Source organism: Paracoccus sp. (in: a-proteobacteria), assembly GCF_030538755.1.
Taxonomy (GTDB): domain Bacteria; phylum Pseudomonadota; class Alphaproteobacteria; order Rhodobacterales; family Rhodobacteraceae; genus Paracoccus.
The window spans coordinates 52,300-73,346 of the sequence record NZ_JAUNTJ010000008.1; the positions used below are offsets into that span (position 1 = coordinate 52,300).

Annotated in this window: 9 protein-coding genes; 3 read left to right on the plus strand and 6 right to left on the minus strand. The window is 66.1% G+C overall.

Going from position 1 to position 21,047, the window contains the following annotated elements:
• Positions 1-261 precede the first annotated feature (261 nt).
• From Q4G14_RS06895 to Q4G14_RS06905, 3 genes are all read left to right on the plus strand, one after another.
• Positions 262-6,921 (plus strand): hypothetical protein, encoded by a 6,660-nt coding sequence (locus Q4G14_RS06895; RefSeq protein ID WP_303360996.1) that lies wholly within the window; start codon positions 262-264, stop codon positions 6,919-6,921.
• A gap of 62 nt (positions 6,922-6,983) precedes the next feature.
• On the plus strand, positions 6,984-7,748 hold the full coding sequence (locus tag Q4G14_RS06900; RefSeq protein ID WP_303360997.1) for a PP2C family serine/threonine-protein phosphatase: 765 nt from the start codon (positions 6,984-6,986) through the stop codon (positions 7,746-7,748).
• On the plus strand, positions 7,745-9,601 hold the full coding sequence (locus Q4G14_RS06905) for a serine/threonine-protein kinase (protein ID WP_303360998.1): 1,857 nt from the start codon (positions 7,745-7,747) through the stop codon (positions 9,599-9,601). The genes Q4G14_RS06900 and Q4G14_RS06905 overlap by 4 nt, the downstream gene beginning before the upstream one ends.
• A 5-nt stretch (positions 9,602-9,606) precedes the next feature.
• Here the strand turns inward: Q4G14_RS06905 and Q4G14_RS06910 are convergent, their stop codons facing one another.
• Genes Q4G14_RS06910 through glgB form a run of 6 tightly spaced genes read right to left on the minus strand, consistent with a single transcriptional unit; the run spans position 9,607 to position 20,944 of the window.
• Positions 9,607-12,009, minus strand: a complete 2,403-nt coding sequence (locus Q4G14_RS06910; RefSeq protein WP_303360999.1) for a glycogen/starch/alpha-glucan phosphorylase — start codon at positions 12,007-12,009, stop codon at positions 9,607-9,609.
• Between the two features lie 21 nt (positions 12,010-12,030).
• The gene (locus Q4G14_RS06915) at positions 12,031-13,947 is read right to left on the minus strand and encodes an alpha-amylase family glycosyl hydrolase (protein WP_303361000.1); all 1,917 of its coding nucleotides are present in this window, start codon (positions 13,945-13,947) and stop codon (positions 12,031-12,033) included.
• Complete coding sequence (gene glgX, locus Q4G14_RS06920) at positions 13,944-16,037, minus strand: glycogen debranching protein GlgX (protein WP_303361001.1); 2,094 nt, start codon at positions 16,035-16,037, stop codon at positions 13,944-13,946. Before glgX ends, Q4G14_RS06915 begins: the two co-directional genes overlap by 4 nt.
• Positions 16,034-17,476 (minus strand): glycogen synthase GlgA, encoded by a 1,443-nt coding sequence (gene glgA, locus Q4G14_RS06925; protein ID WP_303361051.1) that lies wholly within the window; start codon positions 17,474-17,476, stop codon positions 16,034-16,036. Before glgA ends, glgX begins: the two co-directional genes overlap by 4 nt.
• Positions 17,473-18,732 carry a glucose-1-phosphate adenylyltransferase gene (gene glgC / locus Q4G14_RS06930; RefSeq protein WP_303361002.1) on the minus strand — a complete coding sequence of 420 codons (1,260 nt, stop codon included), beginning with the start codon at positions 18,730-18,732 and terminating at the stop codon, positions 17,473-17,475. The genes glgA and glgC overlap by 4 nt, the downstream gene beginning before the upstream one ends.
• Positions 18,725-20,944, minus strand: a complete 2,220-nt coding sequence (gene glgB, locus Q4G14_RS06935; RefSeq protein WP_303361003.1) for a 1,4-alpha-glucan branching protein GlgB — start codon at positions 20,942-20,944, stop codon at positions 18,725-18,727. Before glgB ends, glgC begins: the two co-directional genes overlap by 8 nt.
• Positions 20,945-21,047 lie beyond the last annotated feature (103 nt).

Here is a 21,047-nt window from a genome sequence, read left to right on the forward strand (position 1 = left end):
ATTTCAGGTCCGCGCAGGATGCGGGAAAGCGGCTTGCCCCGTCAAGACCACTTGCGGTTGAATGGGTTGCTTTGGGGTTGCACGGTCGCTCCGCAGGTCAGGGCAAGGCGTCGGGGGCGGCGCTGTCGCCGCGAAAACTTGCGCAACATGCAGTCGCGCAAAAATTTTTCTGCCCTGACAACATTTTGCATTTGATTTGAACTGTATTTTCAGAAAAGCCCATCAGATATGCCGGGCTGTTTTCCGGCCGGGAAAGGTAACATGGGTCTGAATCCGAAGGGTCATCGTGGTGTGACCGGCTGGCCGCTTTGGCCGGCGGGGTTCCCCTGTGCCCGGCTGGTGCCGCCTTTGACCTTTGCGGTTGCGCTTGGCGGCGGCTCGGTCGCTGTGGCTGCGACGCTGCATTATGATTATGGCGACGGCACGGCGGATGGCCAGTTCAACCCGCAATCGGGCGGTGACTGGGACAGTCAGTCCGCGAACTGGTGGTCTGCCGCGACCGATGCAGCGGCGGTTTTTCTGTCCGGCGATCATGTCATCCTGCGCCACGACGGCGGTGGCCCGGTCAGCCTGACCGTGACCGAGGCGCTGGAAACCGGCAATATCGACGTTGCCAGCGGCGATTTCACCATCGACACCGCCCAAGGGGCCGGGCTGTCCTCGGTCGGGGGCTGGCTGCGCAGTATCGACATCGCGCAGGATGCGCGGCTGTCCTATACCGGGTCGCTGAGCGGGTTCTATAATCTGACCGTTGCCGGTCAGCTTGACCTGACGGCGCAGGTTGACCGCCTGAACTCTTTGAACATTGCCGCAACCGGGCAGGCGGTTCTGGCCAATCCGGCGGGCAGCGGCCCGATTCAGATCGTGGGGCAGTTTCGCAATAACGGCACCCTGACCATAGCCGAAGGGGCAGTCGTTCAGACCGTGCAGCCGCTTGTGAACGCCACGGCGGCGCATCTGACGATTGGCGGCATGGTCAGTGGCAATCTGTCCAACAATGCCGATGCCACGCTGGATCTGAATGCGACCGGCGCGATTGGCGGCAATTTCAGCAATGCGGGGCTGGCGCGGCTGAATGGCGGTATCATCACCGGCGTTCTGACCAACAACGGCCTGACCCGGGTGAGCGGCACCAACCAGATCGGCCATACGCCCGGCGAAAATGTGGTTGCCAACAGCGGGCGGATCGAGACAGCGGGCGGGGGCGCGCTGTCGCTGACCGGCGATTTTCTGAACGGCTGGAACGCGGTCATCAGTGGCTCGGCCGATGATCCGCTGGAAATTGCGGCGGGGACGATCACGCTCAGGCCCGGTTCGCAGATCAGCGGGCAGGTGCGGCTGACGGGGGCTGTGGTCAACCAGTCGGCGCTGAATCTGGCATCGCTGGATGGCCTGCATGGCAGCCTGACCAATGCCGTCGGCGGCGCGATCACCATTGATTCCGCCGTGCAGGGCAATGGCCATGACGTGACCAACAGCGGCAGCTTTACCATCGCGGATGGCGGCGATCTGTCGGCTATCGGCATGTTCACCAATTACCAGGGCCTGACCATCGCACCCGGCGGGCGGCTGTCGGCGCAGCAGTTGCAGCATGATGGCGGCACGCTGACCAGTCAGGGCAGCATCGAGGCCGGGCAGATCAGGCTGGCATCGACCGCCAGCCTGTCGGGGCAGGTCAGCGGCCGGGTCGAGGTGGCGGGCGGCGTGACCAGTGTCAATGGCGCGCTGACGGTTGCCGCGCCCACTGCGGGCGGCGACGAGATCACCGTATCCGGCGGCGAATTGCGGCTGGGGAACGGCGCGGCCCTGACCGCGGCCAGCGTGGCGAACGACGGCCAACTGTCTTTGGCGGCGGGTGCGGTTCTGACGGGGAATGTGAGCAGCAGCGGCCATATCGCCGGCCCCGGCCTGATCGATGGCGATCTGTGGCTGGTGGGCGGCGCGACCTATGCCTTGCTGAACAATACCGGCACGCTGATAAACCAGATGAGCGCGCCGCAGACGCTGACCGGCTTTGGCGCGCTGACCGCCGCTGCCATCGAAAACCGCGCGGTGCTGAGCATCGACGCCGACATGGCGCAAAGCCTGACCAATGCCGAGGGCGGCGATCTGACCATTGCGCGCGATGTCGCCGGGCTTGTCACCAGTCTGGGCCAGACTGTTGTGGTGGCCGAACCCGGCCATTCCGCCGTCAACCTGACCGGCGGGCTGATCGTCTCGGGCGGGCAGACGGTGACGCATGGCGCGGTTGCGGTGGCCGGAGCGGGGCCGGTATCGCTGCGGGTCACGACCGGGGGCGCGCTGAATCTGGCCAGCGGCACCGTGACCACGACCGGCGATACCGTCAGCCGGGGCCAGTTGCAGATCGCCGACGGGGCCGGGCTGGTCAGCGCGGGGCAGCTGCGGCTGTTCGAGGGATCGGCGCAGATCATGGGGCGGGTCAGCGGCGAAACGCTGGTCAGCGCCCCGGCCTCGCTGACGCTGGACGGCGCGGTTCTGGACGGTGCTCTGACCAATGCCGGAACGCTTGGCATCGCCATCGGCACGGGCCGCGCCAGCCAGATCGCGGCGCTGAACAACAGCGGCTTGGCGGTTCTGGGGGCTGTGGGCACCGGCGTGCAGATCGACGGGCCGGTGGCCAACAGCGGCGATCTGAGCATCACCGGCGGCCTGTTGGCGGGCGGGCTGACCAGTTCGGGCACGGCAAAGCTGGATCAGACAGAGATCAAGGGCGCGGTCAGCAACCAGCCAAGCGGCGATCTGACCGCCACCGGCGGCGCAATGGACACGCTGACCAATGCGGGCAGCGCCGGGCTGAACGCTGTGGCGGTGGCGGGTGCGGTGACGAACGCCGATGGTGGTGGCCTGACCGTGACGGGCGGCTCGCTGGGGGCGCTGACCAACGCGGGCACCGCCGGGCTGATGAACACGACGACCCAAGGCCCGGTCAGCAACGAGTCAGGCGGCGAGTTGACCGCCACCGGCGGCGCGATGGGGCCGCTGGCCAATGCAGGCAGCGCCGGGCTGAACAGTGTGGTGGTGACAGGTGCCGTCACGAATGCCAGCGGCGGCGACCTGAGCGTGAGCGGTGGCTCGGTCGCCGGAAACCTGACCAATCTGGGCAGCGCCGGGCTGGGCGGGGTCAGCGTGGCGGGCATCGTCACCAACCGGGCCGGCGGCGATATGACCGTCCAGACGGCGGACACGGGCGGCATCGTGAATCTGGGCGATCTGGGGCTGTCGGGCACGGTCAGCGGCGCGATCAGCAACATGGCTGGCGGCACGATGGCCACGCAGGATGACGCGAATCTGCTGTCAGGGCTGACCAATCGCGGCACGGCGCATCTGGCCGGGCGCATCGACAACGGCATTGCCAACACCGGCACGCTGCATGTTCAGGGCGATCTGGTCGCCGACATCGCCAATGGCAGCGGCGGGCAGGTGCAGATGACCGAAGCCACGCATCTGAGCGGCGATCTGACCAATGACAGCGGCGGCAGGGTTTTCGCACAGGGGCGGATCGGCGGCGATCTGACCAACGCGGGCATCGTGCGGATGACCGGCGATCTGACCGTCGATGGCGATCTGGCCAACAGCGGTATCCTGACCAAGACCGGCGGTGATGCGCTGCTGGCCATTGCGGGCACCCTGACCCAGAACGGCAGCATCACCAGCGCCGGGCAGGGCAGGCTGACCATCTCGGCCGGGTCGGTGCAACTGGGGGGGGCAGGCTCGGTCGGGGCGGGCGTCGATATTCTGGCGGCGCTGGATGTCGCGGGCGATGTGACCTTTACCGATGACATGACCCTGCATGACGATCTGCGCATTGCCTCGGGCGGCAAGATGACGGTCGAGGCGGTCTTGTCGGGGCAGGGTGGTGTCTCGGTCGATAATGCCGGGCAGACGGTGGTTGCCGATGGCGGCGCGCTGGCCGGGGTGAACAGCCTGACCAATCGCGGCACGATGACCATCGCCGCCGATGGCCGTGTGCAGGCCAGCACGCTGAACGCCCGCGCGGGCAGCAGCATCGCCAACGCGGGCACGCTGGACGCCGATGTGACCCTGCGCGACGGGGCGGCGCTGGTGTCCACGGGTGTGCTGAGCGGCGATCTGGGCAATGCGGGCACGGCCAGCCTGCGCGGGCGTCTGGCGGGCGATCTGACCAACCACAGCACCGGCAGCGTGACCGTGACGGGGTCTCTGGATGCGCGCGGGGCCGGACTGACGAATGACGGCGATCTGCGGCTGACCGGCGGCACGCTGCGCGCGGATGAGGTGCTGAACCGGGCGGATATGTCGCTGGCTGCGGGCGCGACGGCGATCATCAGCGGCCTGACCCGCAACAGCGGCACGCTGACGGCGCAGGGTCGTCTGGTGGGCGATGTGGCGAACAGCGGCAGCGCCAGCTTTGACCGCCAGCTTGAGGGCGCGGCCAGCAATGCGGCGGGGGGCGAACTGCTGTTGAAGGCCGGGGCCAGCGGCGCTGTCACCAATGAGGGCAGCCTTGGCATCGGCGGTCATCTGGGCGGCGATCTGCTGAACCGGGGCACGCTGTCGCTGACCGGCGATCTGACAGCGGGGCAGGTCAGCAGCAGCGGCAGCCTGACGGTTGCCAGCGGGCAAAGCGCCGATCTGTCGGGCGCCTTGTCCGTGACCGGCGGCGATGCCGTGATCGGCGGCAGTCTAAGCGCCGCCGGGATCAGCAACAGCGCCGATCTGACCGTGGCCGCCGGGGGCACGCTGCGCGGCGATCTGTCCAACAGCGGCACGCTGCGGCTGAACGGCACCGCGCAGGGCGACATCGCCAACACTGGCCGGCTTGCGCTGGCCGGGACGATCCGGGGCGATCTGCTGAATAACCGCGGCACGATTGTGACGGCGGGCGATGCACTGATTACCGGCACGCTGACCAACGCCCCGGCCCCCGCCAACGCCGCCACCGATGCGCAGGCAATGACTCTGGCTGCGGACAGCACGCTGGCGGCGGCGGTTTCGGGGCTGAACGTGCGTCAGGGGCACCGCCTGACGGCCAGCGGCGGGGTGGACAACAACAGCGGCGGCCAGATCACGGTCAGCGGCACGCTGGCGGCGGATGTGGTGAATAACGGCGCGATCACCGTGACCGGCGCGCTGGACGGGTCGCTGCACACGCAGGGCAGCGCCGATCTGGGCGGCTCGATCAGCGGCGACCTGACCTATGCCGGGGGCAGCCTGCGTCTGGCCGATACGCTGAATGTCGGCGGCACGGTGGATCTGCACAGCAGCATCGCCATTGCGGACGGCACCCGCCTTGGTGCGGGGCAGGTTATCAACCGGGCCGAACAGATGCTGGAGCTGTCGGGCACCATCGACGGCGATCTGACGAACGCCGGGCAGACCAGCCTTGCGGCGACCGGCCTTGTGCAGGGCGCGGTCAGCAATGACGAAGGTGCGATCCTGACCTCGGCCGGTGGCGGACGGATCAGCGGCGGGCTGGCCAATGACGGCACCGTCGATCTGCGCAACGGCGCGGCGGGCGGGGTGCTGCGCGTGGGCGGGCTGTCGGGCAACGGCACCTATGCGCTGGACGTGAACCTTGACCCCAGCGGAGCCGGGCCGCGCGCCGACCGGATCGAGGTCAGCGGCGGCGCGGTGACGGGCCATCTGAATCTGGACCTGAACATCGTCAATATGCCGCTGGAATCGCCGCTGGATCTGGGTGTTCTGCTGGTTGATGCCGATGATGCCTATGCGGCGCATAACAGCTATACCTATTCGGCGGCGAATCTGCCGGTGGGGACGGAAAAGCTGGTGTATGGGCTGGAAAAAACCTCGGTCGGGGATCTGTTGCTGAGTTACGGCACCAACGCCACCATCGGCGGGATCAGTGCCAATGTGGTGCTGACGCAAAGCCTGATCGGGTCGGTGGTGAACCGCCCGACCAGCCCCTTTGTCACCGGCTATGCCGTGGCCGAGGGCGAAAGCCGCTGTTCCCCCGGTGCATGGACCCGCGTCACCGGCGGGCGCGCCGATGCGGGCGGGGCCAGCTCGGCCCGGACCTACAGCGTCGAAAGCAGCATTTCGGCCAGCTATCGCGGGATGCAGTTCGGCGGCGATCTGGCCTGCTTTGACGGCTATTTCGACGGCTGGAACATGGCCTTTGGCGCCATCGGCGGCATGAACGACGGCAGCACGACCCAGCCGGTCTATCTGCTGGAATGGGACGGCAGCACCTGGAACCAGACCGGGCAGCGCGGCTCGGTCAACCGGGCCGATTTCCGGCAGGTCTATGGCGGCGTCTATGTGACCGCCGCGCGCGACAATATCAGCGCCGATCTGCAACTGCGCCGCGAACGGACCCGGTTCACGCTGAACAACACCCCGCTGATTCAGGGCAGCGACGGGCTGGGGCTGACGGATGCGGATTTCAGCAGCAACGCCTGGACGCTCAGCGGGTCGCTGTCTTATGCGGTGCCGCTGGCCGATGGCTGGCAGGTGGTGCCCACGGCGGGCTTTGCCTTTTCCAACACCCGCACCAGCGCGGTGCATTTCGACGATGGATCGCGGCTGGAAGTCCGCGACAGCAGCAGCCGCGTGGGCTTTGCCGGGGCCACGCTGTCGCGCGGGACGGTGCTGCCCTCGGGGGTCGAGGCGGTGAACTACTATGCCACCGGCACGATTTACCGCGATTTCGCCGGTCGCGTCCAATCCGAGTTCAGCAAATATCGCGCCGATGGCAGCCTTGAACTGCGCGAGGATCTGGCATCCGACAACCTTGGCGTGTATGGCGAAGTGGGGATCGGTGCCGCCTATACGCGCGTGCTGCAACCCGGCGGCGATGGCCGGCCCAAACAGTTCAGCGCCTCGGTGCGTCTGGACGGGCGGAGCGGGGCGTCGCTGGACAGTGTCGGCATGACGGCGCAGATGCGGCTGCAATTCTGAAAAAAAGGAGCGGCGATGACACGGCGGATCACGCCACCGGCACCCTGCGGGCAGAGATCGGCATGATCCTGCCCTTGCCGCCTTTCCGCTATGACACCGGCACGGCCAGCGACACCGGGCTGGTGCGTGCGCATAACGAAGACAGCCTGCTGTCGCTGCCCGCCGCCGGGGTGTGGATGGTGGCTGATGGCATGGGCGGGCATGATGCGGGCGATGTCGCCGCCGCCATCATCGCCGAGGAAATCGAATCCGTCGGCATCGCCGTATCCACCCAAGATCAGCGCGCCCGCGTCGCGGAACGGCTGGGGCGCGCACATCACCGCATCACCGCCCATTCGCGCGAGATGGGGCTTGCCACCGTTGGCGCGACCGTGGCGGCGCTGCTGATCTTTGAAACCGGCTTTGCCTGCCTGTGGGCGGGGGACAGCCGCATCTATCTGCTGCGCGCCGGGCGGCTGTCGCGGCTGACCACCGACCATTCCGAGGTGCAAGAGCTGATCGACGCCGGACGCCTGACGGCGCAACAGGCGCGGACATGGCCGCGCCGCAATGTCATCACCCGCGCCATCGGCATCCATGACGGGCCGCATCTCGAAACCGTCACCGGCATGGTGATGCCGGGCGATGTGTTCCTGCTGTGCACCGACGGGCTGACCGAGCATCTGCCCGACCCCGACCTGACCGCCCTGCTGGCCGGGCAGGGGTCGGCTCAGGCGGTGGCGGATGCGCTGATCGCCGAAACCTTGCAGCGCGGGGCGCGCGATAACGTCACCACCATCGTGCTGCGCTGCCTGCCCACCGACGATGAAGCCGGGGATCAGCCATGACCCGGCCCGGCGACAACAACGGGGACCGGCGCGACGCCACCCATGTCACGCTGATCGCCCCCGCCGGGGCCGAGGATCGCACCGTCATCGCCGCGCCGCCCGCCGTGACCATTCCGCCGCTGTCGCCCGCCCGTCCGGTCGCGCCCGGTGTGCTGATTAACAACAACTACCGCGTGCAGCAGATGCTGTCTCAGGGCGGGATGGGCGAGGTTTACCGGGCCGAGAACGTGTTCACCGGCGATCCTGTCGCGCTCAAGATCGTGCTGTCCAGTCTGGCCAGCGATGACGGCATCATCCAGATGTTCATGCGCGAGGCGCGGATTCTCGGGCAGCTGACCGATGACGCCATCGTGCGCTATCACAATTTTGTTCTGGATCAGGGGCTTGGCCGCTATTGCCTGATTATGGAGTTCATCGACGGCACCACCATCTGGGATCACGTCGATGTTCATGGCCCGATCCGCGCCCGTGATGCGCTGAACCTGATCGCGCGGCTGGCCGAGGGGCTGGCCAAGGCCCATGCCCGTGGCGTGACGCACCGCGATCTGTCGCCCGACAATGTGATGCTGCGCGGCGATGATCTGAACCAGCCGGTTCTGATCGACTTTGGCATCGCCCGCGCCACCGATATGGGCGAAGGCGTGCTGGCGGGCCGGTTCGCGGGCAAGTTCAAATATATCGCGCCCGAACAGCTTGGCCATTACGGCGGCGAGGTGGGGCCGCGCGCCGACATCTATGGCATGGCGCTGATGATCGCGGCGGTGCTGCGCGGCACGCCGCTGGACATGGGCGCCTCGGCCGAAGAAGCAACGGCGGCGCGGCGGCAGATCCCTGATCTGAGCGGCATCCCGCACGAGGTTTATCCGCTGCTGCAATATATGCTGGAGCCTGACCCGGCGGCGCGCCCGGCCAGCATGTCGGATGTGGCGGCGATGGCGGCTGATCCGACGCGGATTCCGCAGCATTATCGCCATCCGCTGTGGGGGGCTGCGGCGGTGGCCGATCACCCGGCCCCGGCTGCACCTGCCGCGCTGCCCCTGTCGCCGCCGCGCCGCCGCGCGCGGGTTCTGGCCGGGGCGGCAGGCGTGGTGGCTGTGGCGCTGACCGCCGGCTGGCTGGCGCTGCGCGGCGGGGATCAGCCGGTGCCGCCGCCCTCGGTCCCCGCTGCCGCGCCGTCGGCAACGGCGCTGCCGCCGCGCGATATGGCGACGCGCGACGGCTTTCTGGCCGGGTTCGACCTTGGTTCCTGCGTGCAGGTTCACCGGCTGACGTCGGGGCTGGATGCCGGGCGCTTGTCGGCGCTGTCGGCAGGCCCGGTCGATTTCGCCCCGCTGCTGGCGGGATACGAGACCGCCTTTGGCGCCAGCCCCGCCCTGCTGGACAACCGGGTGACACAGGCCCAATGCCCGGCGCTGGATTTCGTGCAAGAACTTCAGGGCCGGGCCGAGCTGGCCCCGGCTCTGACGCTGGACAGTCAGGCGGTGGCGGGCGGCACCGGCACCGTCGCGGGCAGCCTGCGCGATCTGCGCGGGCGGTTTTTGTGGCTGTTTCTGGTGGCGGCTGACGGCACCGTGCATGACCTGTCGGCGCGGCTGACCGCGCATCCCGATGGCCGGATGACCTTTGCCTTTGCGATGGCGGCGCAGCCCGGCGCGTTGCCCGAACCGCAACTGATCGTTGCGCTGGTCAGCCGTGATCCGCTGGTTGCGCCGGTGGCGGCAACGGCTGCGGGCGAACCCGCCGCCGATCTGCTGCCGCGCGTGCTGGATGAGATCAGGGCCACAGGCGGCGCTGCCGCCGCCGATGTGACCTTTTTCCAGTTGCTGCCGCCCGAGGCCGCAGAGGCGGGCTGACCGCCTTAGCCCAGCTTGACCGCTTTCGCGCCCCAGATGTCGTCCATATAGCCGCGGATCGTGCGGTCCGACGAAAAGAACCCCGACCGCGCGATGTTCAGCGTGGCCATCCGGTCCCAGCGGGCATGGTCGGCATAGGCGGCATCCACCTGCCGCTGGCTGGCGAAATAGCTGTCGAAATCCGATGCCACAAGGAAGGGATCGTCGTTCCACGTCCGGTCCAGCAGCGTGTTGAAGCGATCCGTTGCCCCGTCCGAGAACCGCCCCGTCGCGATCGCCACCAGCGCCGCTTTCAGTTCCGGGCTGGATTCGATCGCCGCGCGGGCATGGCCGGGCTGCGCGACCTGCGCCTGTGCCTGTTCCGCATCCATGCCGAACAGGAAAAAGTTCTCTGCCCCGACCAGTTCGCGGATTTCCACATTCGCCCCGTCCAGCGTGCCGATGGTCAGCGCGCCGTTCATGGTGAATTTCATGTTGCCGGTGCCGGATGCCTCTTTCCCGGCGGTGGAGATCTGTTCCGACAGGTCCGCCGCCGGGATCAGCCGTTCCGCCATCGAGACATTATAGTTCGGCGGATAGGCCACTTGCAGCAGGTGTTTCGTGACCGGATCGTTGTTCACCACCCGCGCGACCGAGTTGATGAGATAGATCACATCCTTGGCCAGCCAGTAACCCGGCGCGGCCTTGCCGCCGAAAATCTTGACGCGCGGCGTCCAGTCGGCGTTCGGCGCGTCGTGCATTTTCTGCCACAGGGCGATGGTTTCCAGAATGTTCAGCAACTGCCGCTTGTATTCGTGGATACGTTTCACCTGCACATCAAAGATGGCGTCGGGATCGGCCTTGACCCCCAGCCCGGCCAGCAGGTTTTCGGCCAGCGCGACCTTGTTCTGCCGCTTGGCCGCGCGCAGGCGATCCTGAAAACCGGCGTCATCGGCGTGGTTTTCCAGCCGCGACAGTTCGGCCAGATCGGTGGTCCAGCCGGTGCCGATGCTATCATCCAGCAGATGTGCCAGCGGCGGGTTCGCCATCCGCAGCCAGCGGCGCGGGGTGACGCCGTTGGTCTGGTTCAGGATGCGGTCGGGGTGCAGCCGGTGCAGATCGGCAAACACGGTCGAGCGCACCAGATCGGTGTGCAGCGCCGACACGCCATTGACCTTGCCCGCCATGATAAAGGCCAGTTCACCCATATGCACATGATCGTCGCGCACGATGGCGGTGCTGTCGCCGCCGCCGGTGGCGGCACGGTGATCGGCGTCGATCATTTCCACGATCTGCATATGACGCGGCAGGACGCGACCGAACAGCCATGTCGGCCAGCGTTCCAGCGCCTCGGGCAGCAGGGTGTGGTTGGTATAGTTCAGCGTGCCGCGCGCGATGTCGCGGGCCTCGGCAAAGTCAAAGCGGTGGTCGTCCATCAACTGCCGGATCAGTTCCGGCCCGGCGATGGCGGGGTGGGTGTCGTTCAACTGGATCGCCACCTTTTCCGGCAGCAGGCGAAGATCGCCATGTTCGCCCATGAAGCGCCGCAGGATGTCATGCAGGGCGGCGGCGGTCAGGAAATATTCCTGCTTCAGCCGCAGTTCCTTGCCCTGTTCGGTGGTGTCGTCGGGATACAGCACGCGCGACAGGGTGCGGGCCAGCGCCTCGGGGGCGGCGGCGGCGGTGTAATCGCCGGCGTTGAAACGGTGCAGGTCGAACAGCGTCGTCGGATGCGCCCCCCACAGCCGCAGCGTGTTGGCCCAATGCCCGCCCCAGCCGATGACCGGGGTATCATAGGCCCGCGCCTCGACGCTTTCGGAAGGGTGCCAGACGGCGCGGCCATCGACATGTTCGACATGGCCCTTGAAGCCGATGACATAGGCCGATTCCGGGCGGGTGAATTCCCACGGGTGCGACTGGTCCAGCCAATCTTCGGGCGATTCGACCTGACGGCCGCCTTCGAACCGCTGCCGGAACAGCCCGTGTTCATAGCGGATGCCATAGCCATAGGCCGGGCATTGCAGCGATGCCAGCGATTCCATGAAACAGGCGGCCAGACGGCCAAGGCCGCCATTGCCAAGCGCCGCATCGGGTTCATCCGACAGCACCGCATCGCGGTCCAGCCCAAGGCTGGCAAAGGCGGCGTCCATTTCCTGATCCAGACCAAGGTTGATGATCGCATCGCCCAGGATACGGCCGATCAGAAACTCCATCGACAGATAGTAAACCCGCTTGGCCTGCTGGTCATAGGTGGCGCGGGTGGCGGCAAACCATGGGCCGACCATCAGATCGCGAATGGTGTGGCTGACAGCCATCCGCCAGTCATAGGTGCTGGCGTGTTCGGCATCCTTGCCGATGGTAAAGGTCAGGTGGTGCTGAATCTGACGGACCAGATCATCAGTGGTCGGCGCGGTCAGGGGATCAGTCATTTCAATGACTCCAACAATGCTTCAGGTCATCCAAACGCGGCCATAAGGCGGCAGGGCAAGGTTGCCGCCGTGCAGCGTGACCACGGCATCGGACAGCAGATCCCGCATGTCCTGCACGCCATGATAGCGCAACCAGTGGCCGGGCACCTGTTGCCAGTTTTCGGTGAAATTGAAAAGACACAGAATAGTGCCGGTGGGGGAACGCCGCGCAAAGGCAAAGATCGCCGGGTTTCCGGCATCCAGCACATCGGTGGCGATGCCGCCGTGCAGGCCGGGCGTCGCGGCGCGGCGGGCCATGATGGCACGGGTGCCGTGCAGGATCTGGCCCTCGGGCGAATCGGGGGCGGCCTCGGCATGGGCCACGCGGTCCCAGTCCATGACGGGGCGGTGAATCCAGCGGCTGTCATGGGCGTGGTCGGGCCGGTCCAGATAGGCGTGATCGTTCAGCAGCCCGATTTCGTCGCCCATATAGATCAGCGGAATCCCGCCCCATGCCGCGATCAGCGCGGTGCCCATCAGAATGCGGTTCACCGCCAGTTGCCGTTTGTGATCGTCCGCCGCCCTCTCCAGCCCCGCGAGCGAGGCAAAGCTGCCGGAAATCCGCTTGTCGCCGGTTTCGGGGTTCACCTGAAACAGCGCCCCGCTGGCAAAGCTGCCGGGAAAGCTGCCGTCATAGAAATTCGACAGGAACCCGCGATGGCCCGAACCGGAAATCCCCAGTGCGCCCGCGTCTTCGTCTGTGATGGCCCAGCCGATGTCGTCGTGACAGCGGATATAATTGGCATAGGTCGCATTGGTCAGCCGCGCGGGGAAATGTGTGCGCAGCACATGGGTCATCAGCCGGGTGTCGCGCGTGGCCAGCGCGGCCCAATATTGCACCATCAGGCTGTTGTGATAGGCAAGGTTGCCTTCGTGCCCGTCATGTTCGCCACGCCCGAAATAGGTCAGCATCTCGGCCGGGCCGACGATGGCTTCCTCCAGGTGGATGGCGGCACCGGCGGCGATGCGGGTGCAGGCGCGCAGGGCGCGCAGGATGGCGTGAACCTCGGGCTGGCTCTGGCAGGTGGTGCCCATGCGTTTCCACATAAAGGCCACCGCATCCAGCCGCAGCACATCGACGCCCTTGTTCGCCAGATTCAGCATGATCTGCACGATTTCCAGAAAAACGCGCGGATTGGCCCAGTTCAGATCCCATTGATGTTCGTTGAAGGTGGTCCAGACCCATTTGCCGAATTCAGGGTAATGGGTAAAGCTGCCCGGCGCGGTGTCGGGGAAAATCTCGATCAGGGATTGTTCGTAACGGCGCGGCAGGGTGTCGTCGTCGAACATCAGATACATGTCCTGATATTCGCGGTCGCCGCCTGCCGCCTTGCGCGCCCAGTCGTGTTCCTTGGCGGTGTGGTTCAGCACCAGATCAATGCACAGCGACATGCCGCGTTCGCGCAGTGCGGTGGCCAGCTTGGTCAGGTCGGCCATACTGCCCAGATCGGGGTTGGTGCGGGTGTAATCCATCACCGAATAGCCGCCGTCGCTGTCGCCGGGGCGCGGCATCAGGCAGGGCATCAGGTGAACATAGGTCACGCCCAGCGATTGCAGGTAATCCAGCCGGTTGTGAATATCGGCGATCTTGCCCGCAAAGCGGTCGATATAGAACACATAGCCCACCATGCGCGGGCGTTGAAACCAGTCGGGTTCCAGATCGCGGACCAGATCCAGCCGTTTCAGCGCGGGCGGGCGGGCGCGCCAGTTGTCGCGCAGCAGCTGATCCAGCCTGGTGCAGAATTCCGCGAAATCGGCGCGCTGGCCATACAGCCGTTCCAGCATCGGCCACAGATCGGGCGCGCTGCGGGCCATGCGCAGATCGAAGATGTCGTTGCCCTTGGCCTGAGCAGAGGCAGGGCCGGGCGTGGGGGCGGATGCGTCGGATTGAACAGTCATTGGTTACGAACCTCGGGGCTCAAATGAAACGCCGCCACACTGTCGGCGGCGATGGATTCGGATGCGCCGGCGGGGGCGGCGGCAAAGGCATCGGGGCGGGCGGTGTCCAGCGCGCGCTGCCAGCGCAGGCCCGGCGGCGGGTCGGGCAGGCGCACCTGAGTGGCCTCGCCCGCGTTGAACACCAGAAACAGCGCGCCTTCGCGGGCGGCATAATCGGGCGTGCCGGATGCCATGCGCTTTTCCACCGCCAGCAGGCGCAGGTCGGGGTCGGTCCAATCGGCGGTTTCCATCGGGGCGCCATCGGCGCGGCGCCAGAACAGATCGGGCAGGCCGTCCTGCGGGCGGGGCTGCGAATGCAGGAACCGGCGCTGCCGCAGGATCGGATGGGCGCGGCGAAAGGCGATCAGCGCGCGGCAAAAGGTCAGAAAGCCCCGGTCGGCCCGGCCCCAATCCAGCCAGCCGATGGGGTTGTCCTGACAATAGGCGTTGTTGTTGCCCTGCTGCGAATTGCCCAGCTCGTCGCCCGCCAGCATCATCGGCGTGCCCTGCGACAGCATCAGCGTGGCCAGCAGGTTGCGCCGCCGCCTTTCGCGCCGGGCGGTCAGGGCGGGATCGCGCGATGGCCCCTCGGTTCCCATATTGTCCGACAGGTTGTGGTCGTGGCCGTCGCGGTTATCCTCGCCATTGGCGTCGTTGTGTTTATGGGCGTAGCTGACCGTATCCATCAGCGTAAAGCCGTCATGCGCGGTGACAAAGTTCACCGAGGACGTCGCCAGCCGCCCGTCGCGATCGAACCGCGCCGAAGATCCGGCGATACGCTTGGCCAGCTTGCCGGTCAGCCCGGCATCGCCGCGCCAAAAGCTGCGGATCTGATCGCGGAAACGGTCGTTCCATTCGGCAAAGGGCGCGGGAAAATTGCCAAGCTGATAGCCGTCATCGCCGATGTCCCACGGCTCGGCGATCAGTTTCACCTGCGCCAGCACCGGGTCCTGGCGGATGGCCTGAAAGAACGGCGCCTGCGCGCTGAACATGCCGCCGGTGCGCGCCAGCACCGGGGCCAGATCAAAGCGGAACCCGTCCACCCGCATCACCTGCACCCAATAGCGCAGCGAATCCATAACCATGCGCAGCACAAAGGGGTTGTCGAAATTCAGCACATTGCCGGTGCCGGCATCGTTGACATAGAACCGTCGATCTTCGGTCAGGCGGTAATAGCTGGCATTGTCCAGCCCGCGAAAGTTCAGCGTCGGGCCAAGCTGGTCGCCCTCGGCGGTGTGGTTATAGACGACATCCAGAATCACCTCGATCCCGGCGGCGTGAAAGCGGGCGACCATCTGCTGAAATTCCGCGATGCTGTCGCCGCACAGATACCGGGGGTCGGGCGCGAAAAAGCCCATGGTCATATAGCCCCAGTAGTTGCGCAGCCCCCGGTCCACCAGAAAGCGGTCGTTGATGAAGGCCTGCACCGGCAGCAGTTCGATGGCGGTGATCCCCAGCCGGGTCAGGTGATCCAGCACCGGATCGGATGCCATGGCCTGAAACGTGCCCGGATGCGCAATATCGCTGCGCTGCGCGGTCATGCCTTTGACATGCGCCTCGTAGATCACCGTTTCCGACAGCGGGCGTGCGGGGGCGCGGTCATCGCCCCATGAAAAGGCCGGGTCGGTGACGACACAGCGGGGCATGAAGGGCGCACTGTCGCGCGCGTCAAAGCTGACATCGCCCAATGGGTCGCCGGGGCGATAACCATACAGCGCATCGTTCCAGCGCGGATGCCCGGTCAGGCGGCGGGCATAGGGATCGAGCAGCAGCTTGTTGGGGTTGAAACGGTGGCCGTCCTCGGGGCGATAGGGGCCGTGGACGCGATAGGCGTAACGCTGGCCGGGGTGCAGCCCGGCGATATGGCCGTGCCAGACATGGCCATCCCGTTCCGGCAGGTCGATGCGGGTTTCGCGGCCAGCCGCGTCGAACAGGCACAGCTCGACCCGGCTGGCATGTTCGGAAAACACCGCAAAGTTGACCCCGCCGCCGTCAAAGCTGGCGCCAAGCGGGGCCGGGCGGCCTGCGGTCAGGGACAGCGCCGCGCTCATGCCGGGGTGCCGGGCAGCAGGTCGCGATAGATCGCGGCATAGGCGCGGGCCGACTGATCCCAGCCCACCGGCTGCGCCATGGCATTGGCCTGCATCTGCGCCCAGATGCCGGGCTGGCGATACAGCGCGGCCAGATCGCCTAACGCATTGCGCAGCGGCTGCGCGCCCACGGGGCTGAACTGGATGCCGGTTGCCACGCCGCGCGCCATCGCCGCGGGCGAGGCGTTGATGACCGTATCGGCCAGCCCGCCGGTCAGCGCCACCACCGGCAAGGTGCCATAGCGCAGCCCATACATCTGCGTCAGCCCACAGGGTTCAAAGCGCGAGGGGATCACGATGGCATCCCCCCCCGCCATCATCCGATGCGACAGCGCCTCGTCATAGCCGATGCGGATGGCGACATTCGGGTGATCGGCGGCAGCAGCGCGAAAAGCGTCTTGCAGCGATGCCTCGCCCGACCCCAGCAGCGCCAGCTGCCCGCCCTGTTCCAGCAGCGCGGGCAGCGCCTGAATCAGCAGGTCCAGCCCCTTTTGATGTGACATCCGGGATACGACGATGCACAGCGGCCCCGGCGCATCCTGGGGCAGGCCGAATTCGCGTTGCAGCAGCGTCTTGTTCGCGGCTTTGCCATGGGCGTCGGCATAGGGCTGAATCAGCGGGTCGGTGGCGGGGTTCCACACATCCGTGTCGATGCCGTTCAAAATACCGATCAGATCGGCCTGGCGGTGGCGGATCACGCCGTCCAGCCCCATGCCGAATTCCGGCGTCATCAGTTCGCGCGCATAGGCGGGTGATACGGTGGTGATCCGGTCCGCCCCCATCAGCCCGGCCTTGAGCGCCGAGACATGGCCGTAAAACTCATACGCGCCGGAATGATAGCGCGCCGGGTCCAGCCACAGCGCCGGGATGCGGCTGGCGTCCGCCGGGCCGGTAAAGGCGATGTTGTGGACCGTCATCACCACGCGCGTGTTGCCCCGGCCCAGATTGTGCAGATATTCGGGGATCAGCCCGGCCTGCCAGTCATGGCCGTGCAAGACATGGGGGCGCCAGCCATCGGCCAGCCCCTGCCGCGCGATCTGCGCCGCCACCCAGGACAGCGCGGCAAAGCGTTCGGGATTGTCCCACCAGTCGCGCCCGTCCGGGTCAAGATAGGGGTTGCCGCCCCGCGCGAACAGATGCGGCGCATCCAGCACCAGCAGATCCAGCCCCGCCGCCGTGCCCGCCAGCACCCGCCCATGCCCGCCGAACAGATGCTCGAACGCGGCCACCGGCCCCGCGCCGTCCAGCGCCTCGATCACCTCGGGGTAGCCGGGGATCAGCGTGCGCATCTGCACCCCTTGCGCCAGCAGCGCGCCGGGCAGGGCACCGGCCACATCGGCCAAGCCGCCGGTTTTTACCAGCGGCGCGCATTCCGAGGCGACCGACAGAACCCGGATCAGAGACCCTCGGCCCGCCGGTTCAGCATGTTCTGCGTTATCAGGGTGACGCCCCCTTCGCTGACCCGGAACCATTTCGCATCCTCCTGCGCATCCTCGCCGACGATCAGCCCCTCGGGGATGGTGACACCCCGGTCGATCACCACCCGTTTCAGCCGGGCGCGGCGGTGGACCGTCACATAGGGCAGCACAACGGCGTGGTCCAGCACCGCATAGCTGTTGGTCTGCACCTGCGTGAACAGCAGCGAGTTGCGGATTTCCGTGCCCGAGATGATGCAGCCGCCCGACACCATCGACGACACCGCGCTGCCGCGCCGGTCGGCCTCGTCATGGATGAATTTGGCGGGTGGGGCGCTTTCGGAATAGGTCCAGATCGGCCAGTCGCGATCCCACAGGTTCAGTTCGGGGGTGAAATCGGTCAGGTCGATATTGGCCTGCCAAAAGGCATCGACGGTGCCCACGTCCTTCCAATAGGTCGGCGCGCCGGGCGCACGCACGCAGGACGTGTCGAACCGATGCGCCATCGCCTTGCCGTGCCGCACGATCTGCGGGATCAGATCGTTGCCGAAATCATGGCTGGATTGCGAGTCATCGGCATCGCGGATCAGCAGATCGCGCAGGAACGCCCAGTTGAACACATAGATCCCCATCGAGGCCAGCGACATCTCCGGGTTGCCCGGCATCGGCGGCGGGTCGGCGGGCTTTTCCTGAAACGAGGTGATCCGCCCGCCCTGATCCACCGCCATCACGCCAAAGGCCGACGCCTGCGCGCGGGGCACGGTCAGGCAACCGATGGTCACATCGGCGGCGTTTTCCACATGTTCGCGCAGCATCTGGCTGTAATCCATCTTGTAGATGTGATCGCCCGCCAGAATGACGACATAATCCACGTCATAGCTGTCCACGATGTCGATATTCTGCGCCACGGCATCGGCGGTGCCGCGATACCAGTGATCTTCGCTCATCCGTTGCGATGCGGGCAAGATGTCCAGAAATTCGTTGCGCTCGGCGCGGAAAAAGTTCCAGCCGCGTTGCAGGTGGCGGATCAGGCTGTGGGCCTTGTATTGCGTCGCCACGGCAATCTTGCGGATGCCGGAATTCATCGCGTTCGACAGGGCAAAGTCGATGATCCGGGTCTTGCCGCCGAAATAGACGGCGGGTTTGACGCGCCGGTCGGTCAGTTCGTGCAACCGGCTGCCCCGGCCCCCGGCCAGCACAAAGGCCATGGCGCGGCGTGTCAATTGGCGGCTGTCAGGCATGGCTTTCCCCTTGCGTTGCGTCTGCATCGGTATTTGCGACAAAGATCACCACCGACAGCGGCGGCAGGGTGATTTCCAGCCGCGCGGGCTGGCCGTCGTGGCTGTCAGGGGTTGCCGCGACCCCGCCCAGATTGCCGCGCCCGGCCCCGCCATAGATTTCCGCGTCGGTGTTCAGCGCCTCGCGCCAGAACCCGGCCTGCGGCACCCCGACACGAAACGCGGGCCGTTCCACCGGGGTAAAGTTGCACACCACGACCACCGGCGCATCGTCCGGCCCGCCACGGCGGATAAAGGAAAACGTCGATTCATCGGCATTGGTGGCGATCCACTGGAACCCGGCGCCGTCGCAATCATGCAGATGCAGCGCCGGTTCGCCGCGATAGAGCGTGTTCAGATCGCGCACCAGCCGCTGCATCCCCTTGTGCAAGGGCTGGTCGGCGGCGTGCCAGTTCAACTCGCCATTGTGGTTCCATTCCTCGGGCTGGGCAAATTCGCAGCCCATGAACAACAGCTTTTTGCCCGGATGCGCCCACATAAAGCCGTAATAGGCGCGCAGATTGGCGAACTGATCCCATTCGCTGCCCGGCATCTTGCGCAGCATCGAGCCTTTGCCATGCACGACTTCATCATGGCTGATCGGCAGGATGAAGTTTTCCGAAAAGGCGTAGATCAGGCCAAAGGTCATCTGGTTGTGGTGATGCTTTCGATACACCGGATCGCGCTGCATATAGCGCAGCGTGTCGTTCATCCAGCCCATGTTCCACTTGTAACCGAACCCCAGCCCGCCCGCATCGACCGGGGCCGACACCTTGGGAAAGGACGTGCTTTCCTCGGCCACGGTCATGATGCCGGGGGTTTCGGCATAGGCGGCGATGTTCATGTTTTGCAGAAAAGCGATGGCTTCGTAATTTTCGCGCCCGCCGTCGCGGTTGGGCACCCACTGGCCTTCGCTGCGGGAATAGTCGCGATACAGCATCGAGGCGACCGCATCCACCCGCAGCCCGTCGATGTGATATTCCTCCAGCCAATACAGCGCGTTGGCGATCAGAAAGTTCTGCACCTCGGTCCGGCCATAGTTATAGATCAGGGTGTTCCAGTCCTGATGGAACCCCTCTTTCGGGTCGGCATGTTCATACAGCGCGGTGCCGTCGAACCGGGCCAGCCCATGCGCATCGGTCGGGAAATGCCCCGGCACCCAGTCCAGCAGCACCCCCAGCCCGGCACGGTGTGCGGCATCGACCAGATCGCGGAATTCATGCGGCGGGCCAAAGCGGACCGTCGGCGCATAAAGCCCCACCGGCTGATAACCCCATGATCCGTCAAAGGGAAATTCGGACACCGGCAACAGCTCGATATGGGTAAAGCCCATGTCGCGGACATAGTTCACCAGATCATGCGCCAGTTCCTTGTAGGACAGCGGGCGTCCGCCCTGATCCCATTTGCGCCGCCACGACCCCAGATGCACCTCGTAGATCGACACTGGCGCGCTGCGCGCATTGTGATCGGCGCGCGTGGCCATCCAGTCGCCATCGTGCCAGCCATAGCCGGAAATATCGCGCACCACGCTGGCCTTTTCCGGCGGATGCTGCGCGCCAAAGCCGACCGGATCGGCCTTTTGCAGCGGGTGGCCATCGGCGTCGATGATTTCGTATTTATACAGCGTGCCGTCATGCAGGCCGGGCATAAAGATTTCCCACACCCCTGCGGCACCAAGCCGCCGCATCGGGTGCCGCCGCCCGTCCCAGCGGTTGAAATCCCCCACCAGCGAAACCCGCTGCGCATTGGGTGCCCAGACCGCGAAATGCGTGCCCTGCGCGCCCTGATGTTCCATCACATGCGCGCCCAAGGCCCGCCACAATTGCCGATGCGTCCCTTCGCCCAGCAAATAGCGGTCGGTTTCGCCCAGCACCGGGGCAAAGCGATAGGGGTCGTCATAATCCTGCGACTGGCCATCGCCATAGGTGGCGCGCAGGCGGTAATCCCCCGATGCCAGCGGCGCGGCGAACAGATCGCCCGCGATCCGGCTCAGCTTTACATCGCCATCGCCGGTCAGCGCGGTCAGTTCGGCGGTGTCCGGCGACAGGGCGATCAGCCATGTGGTGCCGCCATCGTCATGCAGGCCAAGCCGGGAAAACGGGTCAGGATGCCGCCCCGTGTTCAATAGGGCGATGTCATCCTGCGTCAGAAAAGACGGCGCTTTCTGGTCTGTCATGGCGTTGCTTTTGTCCCCCCCGGCCGAATCCCGCCCAATGCCGGTTAACGCTAACGCTTGCCCGCGCGCCTTGCCAGCGATAATCGTGGAAAACCGGCCGATA